At 62.7% G+C, this 13,886-nt stretch carries 12 protein-coding genes and 2 pseudogenes; 6 read left to right on the plus strand and 8 right to left on the minus strand.

Going from position 1 to position 13,886, the window contains the following annotated elements; genetic code table 11:
- The 3 genes from ABH924_RS24150 to ABH924_RS24160 all read left to right on the plus strand — a co-directional run.
- The coding region (locus tag ABH924_RS24150; protein ID WP_404502976.1) for a zinc-binding dehydrogenase at nucleotides 1-480 on the plus strand (480 nt) is incomplete at its 5' end.
- Nucleotides 480-896: a DUF779 domain-containing protein gene (locus ABH924_RS24155; protein ID WP_234748966.1), complete on the plus strand. Its 417-nt coding sequence runs from the start codon at nucleotides 480-482 to the stop codon at nucleotides 894-896. The genes ABH924_RS24150 and ABH924_RS24155, both read left to right, overlap by 1 nt.
- Nucleotides 897-1,008: 112 nt before the next feature.
- Entirely contained in the window at nucleotides 1,009-2,580 is a 1,572-nt protein-coding gene (locus ABH924_RS24160) for an amino acid permease (protein WP_404502979.1), read from the plus strand.
- A gap of 143 nt (nucleotides 2,581-2,723) precedes the next feature.
- On the opposite strand, the gene ABH924_RS24165 is transcribed toward ABH924_RS24160, so the two are convergent.
- The 3 genes from ABH924_RS24165 to ABH924_RS24175 form a co-directional block, all read right to left on the minus strand.
- Complete coding sequence (locus tag ABH924_RS24165; RefSeq protein WP_404502981.1) at nucleotides 2,724-3,359, minus strand: DUF2461 domain-containing protein; 636 nt, start codon at nucleotides 3,357-3,359, stop codon at nucleotides 2,724-2,726.
- Between the two features lie 273 nt (nucleotides 3,360-3,632).
- A complete protein-coding gene (locus ABH924_RS24170) occupies nucleotides 3,633-5,117 on the minus strand; it encodes a catalase (protein ID WP_404502983.1) in 1,485 nt (494 codons plus the stop codon).
- 7 nt (nucleotides 5,118-5,124) lie between these two features.
- Nucleotides 5,125-5,604, minus strand: a complete 480-nt coding sequence (locus ABH924_RS24175; protein ID WP_404502985.1) for a Fur family transcriptional regulator — start codon at nucleotides 5,602-5,604, stop codon at nucleotides 5,125-5,127.
- A 148-nt stretch (nucleotides 5,605-5,752) separates the two neighbouring features.
- Here ABH924_RS24175 and ABH924_RS24180 point away from each other — a divergent pair, with 148 nt between their 5' ends.
- Nucleotides 5,753-7,024, plus strand: a complete 1,272-nt coding sequence (locus ABH924_RS24180) for an MFS transporter (protein ID WP_404502987.1) — start codon at nucleotides 5,753-5,755, stop codon at nucleotides 7,022-7,024.
- Between the two features lie 157 nt (nucleotides 7,025-7,181).
- Nucleotides 7,182-8,051, plus strand: a complete 870-nt coding sequence (gene htpX / locus ABH924_RS24185) for a zinc metalloprotease HtpX (protein ID WP_404502989.1) — start codon at nucleotides 7,182-7,184, stop codon at nucleotides 8,049-8,051.
- A 48-nt stretch (nucleotides 8,052-8,099) separates the two neighbouring features.
- On the opposite strand, the pseudogene efeB reads toward htpX, so the two are convergent.
- The 3 genes and pseudogenes from efeB to efeU all read right to left on the minus strand — a co-directional run bounded on the left by efeB (nucleotide 8,100) and on the right by efeU (nucleotide 11,530).
- Nucleotides 8,100-9,424, minus strand: a pseudogene (gene efeB / locus ABH924_RS24190) (iron uptake transporter deferrochelatase/peroxidase subunit).
- Nucleotides 9,421-10,595, minus strand: a pseudogene (efeO, locus tag ABH924_RS24195) (iron uptake system protein EfeO). Before efeO ends, efeB begins: the two co-directional pseudogenes overlap by 4 nt.
- Before the next feature lie 74 nt (nucleotides 10,596-10,669).
- Nucleotides 10,670-11,530 carry an iron uptake transporter permease EfeU gene (efeU, locus tag ABH924_RS24200; protein ID WP_404502991.1) on the minus strand — a complete coding sequence of 287 codons (861 nt, stop codon included), beginning with the start codon at nucleotides 11,528-11,530 and terminating at the stop codon, nucleotides 10,670-10,672.
- Nucleotides 11,531-12,150: 620 nt separating this feature from the next.
- Here efeU and ABH924_RS24205 point away from each other — a divergent pair.
- Nucleotides 12,151-12,396: a hypothetical protein gene (locus tag ABH924_RS24205; protein ID WP_404502993.1), complete on the plus strand. Its 246-nt coding sequence runs from the start codon at nucleotides 12,151-12,153 to the stop codon at nucleotides 12,394-12,396.
- 194 nt (nucleotides 12,397-12,590) lie between these two features.
- On the opposite strand, the gene ABH924_RS24210 is transcribed toward ABH924_RS24205, so the two are convergent.
- Entirely contained in the window at nucleotides 12,591-13,127 is a 537-nt protein-coding gene (locus ABH924_RS24210) for a hypothetical protein (RefSeq protein WP_404502995.1), read from the minus strand.
- 134 nt (nucleotides 13,128-13,261) lie between these two features.
- A complete protein-coding gene (locus ABH924_RS24215; protein ID WP_404502997.1) occupies nucleotides 13,262-13,645 on the minus strand; it encodes a hypothetical protein in 384 nt (127 codons plus the stop codon).
- Nucleotides 13,646-13,886 lie beyond the last annotated feature (241 nt).

Raw genomic sequence — 13,886 nt, forward strand, 5'->3', positions numbered from 1 at the left:
CACATCGCGGTCCAGTACGCGGTGGCCATGGGATTGCGGGTGGCCGCGGTGGACATCGCCGACGACAAGCTCGCCCTCGCCAAGAAACACGGTGCAGAGCTCACGGTCAACGCGTTGCACGAAGATCCCGCGGAAGTCATCCAGCGGGAAACCGGAGGCTGCCACGGCGTCCTGGTCACGGCGGTGCACCCTTCGGCGTTCGGGCAGGCGATCGGCATGGCCAGGCGCGGCGGGACGATCGTGTTCAACGGACTTCCGCCGGGGGACTTTCCTGCGCCGATCTTCGAGATTGTTCTCAAGGGCCTGACGGTCCGCGGCTCGATCGTGGGAACGCGGCAGGACCTGGAGGAAGCGCTGGATCTCTATGCGCAGGGCAAGATCCACCCGACCGTGTCCACGCGGGAGCTCTCCGAGGTCAACGCGGTCCTTGACGAAATGAAGCACGCCAAGATCGACGGCCGCGTGGTGCTGAAGTTCTAATGCACCACGACAGGCTTGACGCCGCAGTGACGCTGCCCGGGGAAGACTTTTCCCGGGTGGCGCTCACCGCCGTTTCCATCGAACTGCTCCGGAAGTTGTGGGAGCAACACGGTCCGCTCATGTTCCATCAGTCAGGTGGTTGTTGCGACGGCTCCTCACCCATGTGTTACCCCGCTGGCGAATTCATTACCGGTGATTCGGACGTTTTGCTTGGGCTTTTCGACATCGGCGAGCCCGAACGGCCGCAGCCTTTGGAGTTCTGGATGTCCCGGGAGCAGTTCAATTACTGGTCCCACACCCATCTGACGGTGGATGTAGTGGACGGCCGTGGGAGCGGCTTCTCCGTGGAATCGCCTGAGGGGAAACGCTTCCTGATCCGTTCCACCTTGATGGATTGGAACGTCCCCAAGCTCTGAAGGCAAGCCGCCCTTGTGTCTCACGATTTGGGACAAATGTGGGGGTCCATTGGCTGGACACTACTCTTGATGAGTCTGTTTCTACCACCTCATCAAGATTGTGGACTCTTCTATGAACCTCCTCCGGACCAAATCGATCGAGCAGTCCATCGCGGACGCCGATGAACCCGGACGCAAGCTCAAGCGTTCCCTCAGCACCTGGGATCTGATGATCATGGGCGTTGCCGTTGCAGTCGGCGCTGGGATCTTCTCGGTCGGCGCCAAGGCCGCTGCGAACTTTGCCGGCCCCGCCGTGACGATCTCCTTCGCCGTCGCGGCCGTCACCTGCGCCTTGGCCATCATGTGCTACGCAGAATTCGCTACCGCGATCCCGGTCGCTGGGTCCGCCTACGTCTTCACTTACGCCACCATGGGTGAAGTACTCGCCTGGATCATTGGTTGGAACCTCATCCTTGAATTGTTTACCGCTGCTGCCGTCATCGCGAAGTACTGGGGCATCTACTTGAGCAAAGTGTTTGCGCTCATGGGTGTGGATATGCCCCCGGCCTTGAACATCGCCGGCGTGGATCTCTATTGGGGTGCTTTCCTGATTGTCGCGACCTTCACGGTGCTCCTGGTGCTCGGCACCAAGCTGTCCGCCCGCGTAGGCAACGTCTTCACGCTGATCAAGATCGCCGTGGTGCTGTTCGTGATTGTTGTCGGCTTCACCTACGTGAAATTCTCCAACTACGCGCCCTTTGTCCCGGCATCGCAGCCTACCGGAGGCACCGACGGTGCGGATGTCATGAAGCAGTCCCTCTTCGGCTTCCTTACTGGTGCGGTCCCGGCGCAGTACGGAACGCTGGGCATCTTTGCCGGCGCAGCCTTGGTGTTCTTTGCCTTCATTGGCTTCGACGTAGTTGCCACCTCCGCGGAAGAGGTCAAGAACCCCCAGAAGACCCTGCCCCGGGGAATCTTCGGCGGCCTGGCGCTCGTGACGCTGCTGTACATCCTGGTCTCCCTCGCCCTGACCGGCATGGTGTCCTACACACAACTGGCCCAAGCCAAGAACCCCACCCTGACCACGGCCTTCGAAGCGGTTGGAAACACCGACGCGGCCAAGGTCATTGCCTTCGGCTCCCTGATCGGTTTGACCACCGTCATCATGGTGCTGCTCATGGGCCTGGCCCGCGTGGTCCTGGCCATGAGCCGCGACGGTCTGCTGCCGCGGGCACTGTCCAAGACGAACGAGAAGCGTTCGACGCCGGTCCGCCTCCAGATCATCTGTGGCGCTGCTGTGGCAATCGTCGCCGGTCTGACCAACGTTGATCTTCTCGAAGAAATGATCAACATCGGTACCCTCTCGGCCTTCGTCATGGTGAGCCTGGGCATCCTGGTCTTGCGTAAGAAGCGCCCGGATCTGAAGCCGGCTTTCCGGGTTCCGTTCGGCAAGGTGCTTCCCGTGGTTTCGGCTGTGCTGTGCGTCTACCTGATGACAAACCTGGCCGTGGAGACCTGGATCTTCTTCGCCATCTGGCTGGTAATCGGACTTGCCATCTACTTTGCCTACGGGCAGCGCCACTCCCGACTGAACGAGAAGTTCGCTTCGGCGAAGGCCGCCGTCTCCGGGACGGCAACTGTTTCCGGCAGGAACAATGATTCAAGCGAATCCAGCGACGACGAAGACAGCCTCAGTAGGGTTTAAGCGGCCGGATCGACCCACCCGACCCCGTTGACGGTCCCCTCGAGCTTTGGACGCATGGTCCAGGGCCCGAGGGGTCTTTCCGTTGGATCCAGAGCTACGGCTCCAAGGCATGGGCTGCTCCAACGCTTTTGGCCCCAACGATATTACGGCGCCGCGTGCTCGTTGACCCACTCCACGAGCGGGCGCAGTACCTCCCAGCGCTTCGCGATTTCTTCCCTGGCTGAGGGCTGGGACATCCATTCCGGTTCGCCCAGGGTCATCCCAGCAGACAGCGACTTGTGCTTCAGGAGCTCGGCCCGTGGATGGTCTTTGTCGAAACCACGCGGCACAGTCTTGAGCTTCTCGCCCTCCACCGCGAAACCTGCCGCGGCGATGGAATCGACAATTTTCTGGAGTTCCTCTCCGCTGGCCGGCGAATCCGTAGCGGCGCGGAACCGGGCAATCTGCTCCGGGGTGCGCGAGTGGCATCCACCGCCGACCAACAGGCCGTCTGCACTGAGCTGGAGGTAGAAGCCCACGCCCTCCTTGTCCGCTGCAAACCCTCCCTGTGCCGTCTTGTAGGGGGACTTGTCCTGGGAGAAGCGGACATCCCGGTTCGGACGGAAAACCTTGCCCGGCCCGAATCGTGGTTCAAGCTCTTCCAGCAACAGGGTCAATGGCTCCTTCACGGCGGAGTCGTAGATGTCTTTATGCGCCAACCACCATTCGCGGTTGTTGTTCTCTTCAAGTTCGGCATAGAAGGCGATGGCCTCTGCGGGGATCCCGGTAAATGTGCTCATGTAAGGATCCTATGGATCACAATGCCGAGCTAGCCAGAGACATTGTCGGCTATGTGGAAAACCCGTCGCGGAGCCTCGTCGCGGAAAACCTGGCGCGGAAGACCCGCCGCGGAACCTCGTCGCTGAGAGGCACACCCCTGGATCGGTACCTTGTTTCCCATTCCAGGAGCTACAAGCTCAGGAATCGCAAACAAGCCCCGGTTTCGATGCGCATTAAAAAAGCAACCCCGCCGCGGAGAATCCGCAGCGGGGTTGCTTCGTTTGTGGATGTTGTTACAGCTTGTTGGCTGCCTCTGCAGCCGACTCGCCCTCGCCTGCGCCGAGGTTGGCGCGCAGCTTGGCGCCGAGTTCAGCATCGACGTTGGTCCAGTACTGGATGGCGCGTTCCTTGATGCCGGGGCTCTTGACGCCGCCCACAGCGCCCGTGATGGTCTCCAGCAGACGGGCCTTGGCGCCGTCGTCGTAAACCTCGCGGTACAGCGCGCCGGCCTGGACGAAGTCGCCGTCCTCGGCGTGCAGGGAGTGTGCGGAGAGCGTCAGTTCGCCGTCGTTCTCCCAGCCACCGGCCGGGTTCTGCGGCTCAACAGCAGCCGGGCCACCCACGGAGTTCGGTGCGTAGACCGGAACCGAAGGAGCGTTGAACAGGTAGCGTCCCGCGCCGTCCTGGCTGTAGTTGTTGACCTGGTTCTTCGGCTGGTTCACCGGGATCTGGGCGTGGTTGGTGCCCACGCGGTAGCGGTGTGCGTCAGCGTAGGAGAAGATGCGGGCCTGCAGCATCTTGTCCGGGGAGGCAGCGATACCCGGAACGAAGTTCGACGGCGCGAAGGTGGCCTGCTCGATCTGCGCGAAGTAGTTCTCCGGGTTCTTGTTGAGCTCCATGGTGCCCACGTGGATCAGCGGGTAGTCCGAGTGCGGCCACACCTTGGTGAGGTCGAACGGGTTGAAGCGATACGTCTTGGCGTCCTCGTAAGGCATGACCTGGACGTGCAGTTCCCAAGACGGGAAGTTGCCGGCGGCAATGTTTTCCTGGAGGTCGCGGATGTAGAAGTCCGCATCCGAGCCGGCCAGCTCTTCAGCCTGGTCGCCGGTGATGGTCTTGACGCCCTGGTTGGACTTGAAGTGGTACTTGACCCAGAAGCGCTCGCCCTCGGCGTTGATCCACTGGTAGGTGTGCGAGCCGTAGCCCTGCATTTCGCGCCAGGAAGCCGGCAGGCCACGGTCGCCCATGAGCCAGGTGACCTGGTGTGCGGACTCGGGGGAGAGGGTCCAGAAATCCCACTGCATGTCGGCGTCGCGCAGGTGGGTGCCCGGGAGGCGCTTCTGGGAGTGGATGAAGTCGGGGAACTTGATGCCGTCGCGGATGAAGAACACCGGGGTGTTGTTGCCCACGAGGTCGTAGTTGCCCTCGGAAGTGTAGAACTTGACGGCGAAGCCGCGGGGGTCGCGCCACGTGTCAGGGGAGCCGTTCTCGCCTGCGACGGAGGAGAAACGGATGAGCATGTCCGTCTCGACACCGGGCTGCAGGAAAGCTGCCTTGGTGTACTGGGAAACGTCCGAGGACGTCTTGAAGGTACCGAAAGCGCCGCCACCCTTGGCGTGGACAACACGCTCCGGGACGCGCTCGCGGTTGAACTGGGCGAGCTTTTCCACCAGGTAGTGGTCGGTCAAAATGATGGCACCATCGGCACCAACGGACTGGGAATGCGCGTCCGAGGTGACGGGGGCGCCCGACTGGGTGGTCGAGATGTTCGCGGTCATCGTTCTCCTATTTCGTGGTTGCTTGCGTTTGAGTAGGAAGCTGTTGTTTGGCCTGGCAGTCCTGGCAGATGCCTTGGTACAGGACGTCTGCGATCTGGATGGTCATGGGTGTGGAGTGCTCATCCCAGTGCGGGGTGAGACAGGGGGCATGGCCTACGGCGCAGTCGACATCCTCCACGCGGCCGCAACTGATGCAGACGGCGTGGTGGTGGTTGTCGCCCACCCGCGTCTCGTACAGCGCGGGAGAGTGGGGCGGTTCGAAGCGTCGCAGCATCTGTAGGTCCGTGAGGTCGCTCAGCACCACATAAACAGACTGCGCTGTCAGTTCGGGAAGATCCTTGCGCGCGGCAGCCAGGATGCCTTCGGCCGGGGAATGTGGATTGTGCTGAACGGCAGCAAGAACCGCAAGACGCTGCTTGGTCACGCGGCGTCCGTGGGAATGCAGGGCGGAAGCCCACGCTTCCTGGTCTGCCGTGTGATCTGCCATACGCCCATTGAAGCACTTATTATGAGTCCTTCACAATAAGGTGAGGCTAACTTCGGATGAACCCGCCGACGGCGGACCGGACTCGGGCGCGCGACGGCGGCACGCCGCGCTCCGGGAGTGCGGACGCGCGGGTGGGTAGGGTTGGACGGTGGCAAAACTCCTGGCTGACATGACCCCGCTTCGCGAAAGCCCCGCATTCCGCCGCCTGTGGCTGGGGTCTTCCGTGTCGATGGTCGGGTCCCAGTTGACCCTGGTTGCCGTGAGCCTTGAGGTCTACAGCATCACCCAACAGAGCCTCTACGTGGGCCTGCTCAGCATCTTTGCCCTGGTTCCGCTGGTGATTGCGGGTTTGTTTGGCGGCGCCCTTTCGGATGCCTATGACCGGCGGAAAGTCGCCATTGTTGCGTCCCTTGTTTTGTGGGCCTGCAGCGTGGCCTTGGCACTCCAAGCGTGGTTCCAGCTGAACAGTGTCTGGATCCTGTTCCTCCTCGTCGCGATCCAGAGCGGCGCGCAAGGTATCAACGCGCCAGCACGCAGCGCCATCATTCCCTTGCTGGTCCGGAAGGAACTGCTGCCCGCCGCCAACGCGTTGAGCATGCTCAACATGGGCATTTCCATGACGGCTGGCCCCCTGCTGGCCGGTGTGCTGGTTGCTTCGAGCGGTTTTGGCTGGACCTACACGATCGATGCCCTGAGCTTCGCCTTCGCGCTGTGGAGCCTTTTCAAGCTCCCGGCCCTTCCCGCGGCAGCGAGCGCGTCGGCACCCGGCCTGCGCTCCGTCGTCGAGGGCTTCCGTTTCCTAGGCACCCGGCCCAACCTCCGCATGACGTTCATCATCGACCTCGTAGCGATGATCTGCGCCCAGCCGCGCGCCCTCATGCCCGCGATCGGAGCCACGATGATCGGGGGCGGCGACACTACCGTGGGTGTGCTGCTCGCCTCGGTGGCCGTCGGCGCCTTCCTGGCGGGACTATTCTCCGGGCCCCTGGGAAGGGTTCGGCGCCAGGGCAGTGCGGTGGTGTGGTCCGTGGCCGGATGGGGATTCTCGATCGCAGCTTTCGGCCTGGTCGTAGTCCTTGCCGGGGACGCCGGGCGCGACGGGGTGACGCTGTGGATCATCCCGGCGGCCCTGTGTTGCGCCCTTGCCGGGATCTCTGACTCGGTCAGCGCCGTCTTCCGCACCACCATCCTGCAATCGGCCACCCCGGACCACATGCGGGGACGGTTGCAAGGCGTGTTCATCGTGGTGGTTTCCGGTGGTCCGCGAGTGGGGGACATGCTCGCCGGTGGCGTCACCAAGGTCCTCAGCGAAGGTTGGGTCCTGCTCCTCGGCGGCGTGCTGTGCGCAGTACTGGCGTGGCTCGTGGCGCGCGGGCAGCGCGGATTCCTCCGGTACGATTCGCTCCACCCGGTGCCCTAGCCCGCGCTCAGCCCCACGCCCAAGTAGCTGACAGTTGTTGTCGTTAAGGCGGCTCATAACGACAACAACTTCGAGCCAGTTGGGCGGAACGTCCGGGCCGCCGTCGGCGTTAATCGGATCAGAACCAACAGCGAGACGACTGCAAGAAAGTAGTGAAGTGCATAATCATCACAATGGCCTGAAGACCGCAGCGCTATTCGGTGTGCTCTGGGCGGTGCTGCTGGGACTCGGAGCCGTGATCGGTGTGGGCACGCGCAGTGCGTCGCCCATCTGGATCATGGCACTGATCGGCATCGCGACAACGGCTTATGGATATTGGAACAGCGACAAGATCGCCATCCGCTCGATGGCCGCGTACCCGGTTTCGGAAGCACAGGCTCCGCAGCTGTACCAGATCGTCCGGGAACTCTCCGTGCGGGCGAACCAACCCATGCCGCGGATCTACGTTTCTCCGACCATGACCCCCAATGCCTTCGCCACGGGACGCAATCCGAAGAACGCCGCCGTGTGCTGCACCGCGGGCATCCTGAACTTGCTCGACGCGCGCGAGCTCCGCGGCGTCCTCGGGCATGAGCTCATGCATGTCTACAACCGCGACATCCTCACCTCGTCCATCGCGGCCGCCGTCGCCGGCGTCATTACCTCGGTGGGCCAGATCCTGCTGTTCTTCGGCGGCGGGGACCGGCGGAACGCCAATCCGATTGCCATGATCGCCATGGCGCTCCTGGCGCCGTTTGCCGCCTCGCTGATCCAGCTCGCCATTTCCCGCACCAGGGAGTACGACGCCGACCACGACGGCGCAGAGCTCACCGGCGATCCGCTGGCGCTCGCCTCAGCCCTCCGCAGGATCGAAGCGGGCGTGAAGCAGGTGCCGCTGCCACAGGATCAGCGCCTCGTTAATACTTCGCACCTCATGATTGCCAACCCGTTCCGCGGCGGTGCCATGACCAAGCTGTTCGCCACCCACCCGCCCATGCGTGAGCGCATCGAGCGGCTTGAGCGGATGGCCGGCCGGCCGCTTTCCTAGCCAGCGGTCCCGTAACCGTATCGGTGCCGCGTCCGACGACGGGCGGCTTCATGCGAACAAGCCCTCACCAATGAAGCCGCCCGCCTTAATGCCCGGGGGTACCGCGAACAGGCCCGAGCCCGTGTGCTTGAGGTACTCCAGGGCCAGCTTGTCTCTCTTTGCCATGGCCATCTGCATGGGCACATAATGCGTCCGCGGATCCTTGACGAAGGCGATGAAGAACAGGCCCGCGTCGAGGTGGCCGAGCCCGTCCGAGCCGTCGGTGTCGTTGTATCCGCGGCGGAGCATCTTCACGCCGTTGTTCTGGTCCGCGTGCGCCAGACGGACGTGGGAATCGATGGGAATCAACGGCTCGCCGTCGCGGCCCTTGATCCCGAAGTCCGGCGCCGTGAATTCGTCCTCCGGACAATGGCGCTCCCGCACCCTTCGTGCGGCCGATCAGCCCTTCCTGTTCGCGGAGGGAGGTCCGGTCCCAGATCTCGATATGCATCCGAATCCGCCGGGAGACAAGGTAGCTGCCTCCCGCCATCCACGCTTCACCCGGGCGGGTTCCGGCGGTGGCCCAGACGTGCCCGTTTAGGAGTGCAGGGTCTTCCGCCTTCAGGTTGGCCGTGCCGTCCTTGAAGCCGAAAAGGTTGCGCGCGGTGGTCTGGGCGCGGGAGGTGGACGAGGTGCGGCCGAAGCCCAGCTGGGACCAGCGGACGCGCACCTTGCCAAAACCGATGCGTGCGAGGTTCCGGATCGCATGCACGGCGACCTGGGGATCGTCGGCGCACGCCTGGACCACGATGTCCCCGCCGGTACGCGCAGCCTCAAGGGCATCGCCCGGGAAATGCGGCAGGTCGATCAGGGCGTCGGGTCTGCGGCCCTCCAGGCTGAAGCGGGGCTTGCCGTCCTTTTCGAAGAGGCCCGGGCCAAAGCCGAACGTCAACGTCAGCTTGCCTGCCGCCAGATCGAGAGCTTCTCCGGTGTCCTCCCGGCGGCGCGTCGTAGGGGCCGTCGACGGCGCCAGTCGCTCCCGTTGTGCGGCCGGCTGTCATGGCTTCGGCCGCGGCAGTCCAGTCCTTCAGGAGCTGGATGAGTGCGGCGCGGTCCTCAACGGTCACGTCGAAGGCAGCCATGTGGAGGCGGTCCTGGGCGGGAGTGACGATGCCGGCTTGGCGTTCGCCGTAGAAAGGAACCACGCTGCTTCCGGTACCGGCCGGGGCGGCCATTGCGGCAACGGCATCATGGCTGAGGTATCCGGCGGCAAGGCCTGCCACGGCACCGGCGCCGCCCACGCCGGCAAGCGAGAACAATCCGCGACGGGACAGGCCGCGCGTTCCGCCGTCGGGCGCCTCAGCGGGCTCGTGGTTGAAAGGGCAGCCGCTCACAGGACCACCGCTGAGGTGAGCTTGGACAGTGGCTCTCCCAGGGCGTCGACCAGCGCGGCGAGCTGCTGGACCTCGGCGGGGCTGAGTTCGTTGTAGTACGCGAAGCCGTCGCCCTTGGCGTGCTTCTTGAGCTCGGCCTGCAGGGCAGCGAATTTCTCATCGAGGCTCGTGGCCAGGGCGGGGTCCTTCTGAGCGAGCGCGGGCTTGAGGTTTTCGAACGCGATCCGGGCGCCGTCGACGTTGGCTTGAAAGTCCCAGAGGTCAGTGTGGGACCAGATTTCTTCCTCGCCGGTGACCTTGCCCCGTGCAACTTCGTCCAGGAGTTCCTTGGCGCCGTTGCCGAGCTTGTCCGCGGAGAGCACCACCGTGCGGGTGCGCTTGCCGAGCTCCTCGGTATCGGAGACGAGCTGCGTGGCGATTTTGGCTCGCTCGGTTGCCGTGAGCGCCGTGTAACCTGCCGGCGGGAACAGGTCCTTCTCCGCGCGATGCCAGCCGGTCCATTCCTGGCCGGGCTCACGGTCGGCTTCGCGTGCGTCGAGCTTGGGGTCGAGGTCGCCGAAGGATTCCGCGACCGGTTCGATCCGCTCCCAGTGCATGCGGGTTGCGGCGTAGAGTTCGCGGGCCTTGGTTGCGTCGCCTGCAGCGTAGGCATCGGCGAAGGCCTTGGTGCCGGTCACGAGCTGCTCGGTCTGGTCCTTGACGTACGCCGTGTACTGCTGGACGCCGGTGTCCACAAGCTTCTGGAAATCGGCATCGACGCCGGTTTTGTTTCCGGAATCCGTGACCTCAAAGGCGGCACGGATACCGTCGCCCCCTGCATACCAGGTTTGCACGCGGTGGTGTACTTTCCCGCGGGAGCCGTGACCACCAGGTTGCGGGTCAGTCCGGGACCGATGTTCTCCACTTCGCCGACGATCCGCAAGCCGTCCTCGGCGAGGAGGTAGAACTCGGTGATTTCCGTGCCTTCGTTCTTGACTGCGAAGCTCAGGTTGCCGCTGGGGACGCTGCCGGTGGAGACCTTGCACTCGGTTTTGTTGCTGGCGACCTGGATCGGTCCGGCGGAAGCGCTGGAGCCGGGAGTCTTTGTGTTGTCCGTGCATCCGGTGAGCACCAGCGGAACAGCGGCGGCCGCGGCGACGAGGGCGAGGGACTTCCGGCGGCGGGAGGTCATTTTGGGCAGCGTCATTTTGGGCAGGGGAGTGCCAGGCATGGGGTTTTCCTTCTGTTGTGGAGTGCGAGAAGCGTTTAGGCGGCTTTGGACGTGGCCGCGTTTCCTGCGACTGCGTTGCCGGAGGATTTTGCGGGCGTGGAACCGTTGGCCCGAATGTAGAAAAAGAGCACCGGAATCACGTACAGCAACCAGGCTCCGGCTTCGAGCCAGGTGGTGGCGGGGGAAAGGTTGAGGGTGCCCTTCAGCAGGGTGCCGTACCAGGACGACGGCGGGATGGCCGCGGAGACATCGAACGCGAGGTTGTGGAGCCCGGGCAGGATTCCGGCTTCCTGGAGGTCATGGATGCCATAAGCCAGCACGCCGCCCGCGATCACGATGAGGCCGACTCCGGTCCACGTGAAGAACCGCGAGAGATTGACCTTGAGGACCCCGCGGTGCAGCAGGTATCCGAGCCCGGCGGCAACGGCCAGGCCCAGCAGGGCGCCGAGCAGCGGCTGTGACGATTCGCCGGCGGCCTGGGCAGCAGCCCAAAGGAACAGTGCCGTCTCGAGTCCTTCGCGGCCCACCGCGAGTGCCGCCACGACCACGAGGCCCCACGCGGCGCCGTCGGCCATTTTGTCCACTTGCGACTTCAGCTCGCCGCCGAGGCTGCGGGCAGTGCGCGCCATCCAGAAGACCATCCAGGTGACGAGCGCGACGGCGACAATGGACAATCCGCCCCCGATCGCCTCTTGCGCAGCGAAAGTCAGTCCCTGCGGACCGAAAGTGAGCAGGGCCCCGAAGGCGATGGATACGGCCACGGCGATGCCGACGCCCGCCCAAAGCCGGGGGAGCAGGGAGCGGCGTCCGGTCTTGACCAGGTAGGCCATGAGCAGGACCACCACGAGGGTGGCTTCAAGGCCTTCGCGCAGGCCGATCAGGAAGTTCGCGGTCATGTGGAATCTTTCGTTAGGGGAGCCACACTTAGGCTCGCCTAAGGAAGTACAGTACCCGCTAGGCGCGATTAGGCAAATAAAACATGTCGTAATTATTTTGGGTGGGTGTCACGCGACGCAGTCTTTTGACCTCCGCGGATCGGCGCAGTCGCAGAATCCCGGGGTCCCGGCCCGGCCTCGACCCCAAAAAGTTGCGCGGCGTGACGCGCCTGGTCAGATTAACGACAGCCCCATTAACGACGACGGCGCGTTGCCCGCTCAGGGGGCAACGCGCCGTCGTCGTACTTCTGGATGGCGGCCTGGGCCGCAGCAAAGTCTTAGCTGCGGAAGTTCACGAACTGCCAGCTAATGGTTGGAGGGTGTTGGTTGATGCTGAAAACCGCGAGATTCCGGGCTTTTCAGGGTTGGTCGTGATGGGAGGAAAATGGCTTCTTGCGGACCTGCTGCGGACTTTCTGCGGACTGCCACTGAGCTCGGCCGCACGAACAGGAGTGGAAAAGTGGTGCTTGGAACACTGCATTACCACACTTTGAGCACCATTTCAAATCTCAGATTGGTCTTTGGCGCCGTTTGGGGCTATCTTCGTCCGTAGACGCTCCTATTCTCACGGAAAGACCACCATGACGCTCCCAGCAACAGAAACCGGGCCTCGCACCTACAAGGTCGAAGAACTTGCCAAGATCCTCCAACTCCGCCCCGCGACCGTCCGCGCCAACGCCCGATCGGGTGCATGGCCCTACCTTAAATTCGGGGAACGCACCATGCGATTCACCGAGGCGCATCTGGCGACGATCCTCACCGTGGCCGAGGCAACACCGCCCCTTCCACGGACCACGCGCCGAAGGACGCGACGGCCTTCGTTGTAAACCCGATTGCTTGACAAGCGCGGCGAGCTGACCTGGATTCCCGCAAGCCTGCCTTAGCATCGGCACGGGAGTTCACTTCACAATTTGGGGGTACAGGAGATGAGTAATTCAGACAAGCCGAATCGGTCTCGGAATTCGCACACGATGGGGTCGAGACAAGTCATCGGCGGTCCTGTCTGTGACGTTGTAGTCGACTAGGGCCAGTACTGGCCCATTCGTTTTCTGAACTCGAAATCCCGCAGTTCATCAAAAATGACGAGAAGCGAGTCGGGCTGATAATCGGCAATGCCGTCTCGCAACTCTCCCAGAACAACCGAGAAGGAAACGCCAGAGTGAAAAAAGAAACCCATCCACCAAATGCTGTCGGGAGCCCCTTGATTAGCCGGATGCCACAGCGCTCTTGCATCCTTCAGCTCATTCCCTATGAAGCGAGCCCAGTTTGACGACGAGGAAACATCCACATGCGGCAAGTTTTCCAACGGAAAATCGTCGCGGCTTAGCTCGAGCCCTTCAATGAGACCAGCCATCGCCCACGAAATCTTCAGGTGACCTCCTGCAACAAAATGCAGGACGACATCCATGTCGACCTCGTCTATCTGATCGGCTTCATACTCCGGGGTCCAAGTCGAAAATTCAGGGTAGACATACGTAACACGGCTGAGCTGCTCCCCGCGCAACGACTCGATGAGCTGCTCAACATAAGGCGCTTCATCCGTGGTGGCTGGTCTCAAGACACTCCTCAGTACATTCCAAAGTAGGCAAATGAACCATCAGGACCGAACGTTGTGCCGACCCCTCGCTACTCGGGCTTCGGTATTGGCACCCAACTTTCGACACGTACCATTGGCCCTCCGAGCCCTTGCGATCACAAGTCTGACGTCCTGGCCTCGCCCTGGGAACGGTGGTCTCTGCCGATGACACATCCAAGGACTTTTGTCATCTCTTCGTCGAACCACATATAGACCATAGTTCCGCCAACCGAGATCGCGGCAGCAAGAACCTGGCGGCCAGCGTACTCCTCGAGTCGTGACAGAAGTTCGCGATCACCAAGCACATTTGCATCAGTCTTTACACGGCGCCTGTACGTGCGAACCAAGGTCGGGACATCTGTCAGTACGAGCTGGAGCATTTCCAATGGGTCAATCGACCCAAGCGCCAAGGCGGCAGTAGCAGCCAGTGTTATGTTCTCTGGCTGCCATTCGTCGATCAAGGTTAAGACCGATCTGGTGGAAACTCTCCTGGTCGTCATTATCGGATCACCTCCGCTCCAAATACCGGGCCTCGAATTAGGACCTCAATGCCACATCGTCATCAACCAGCGTCCACGAATCAAGAAGTTCGCTCGTCAGCTCAAGGCCCATACCCAGAACTCAACCACACCTAGATTGCCCCTGAAGTGGGCTGCCCTGGAGATTTCGGACAGCGGTACCCCATGAAACGATGGGGATTACCGGAATGAGGAATCACCAGAATGTCATCAACCCGTCGCA

The organism is Arthrobacter sp. GAS37 (assembly GCF_044908325.1).
In the GTDB taxonomy this organism is placed as follows: Bacteria; Actinomycetota; Actinomycetes; order Actinomycetales; family Micrococcaceae; genus Arthrobacter; species Arthrobacter ramosus.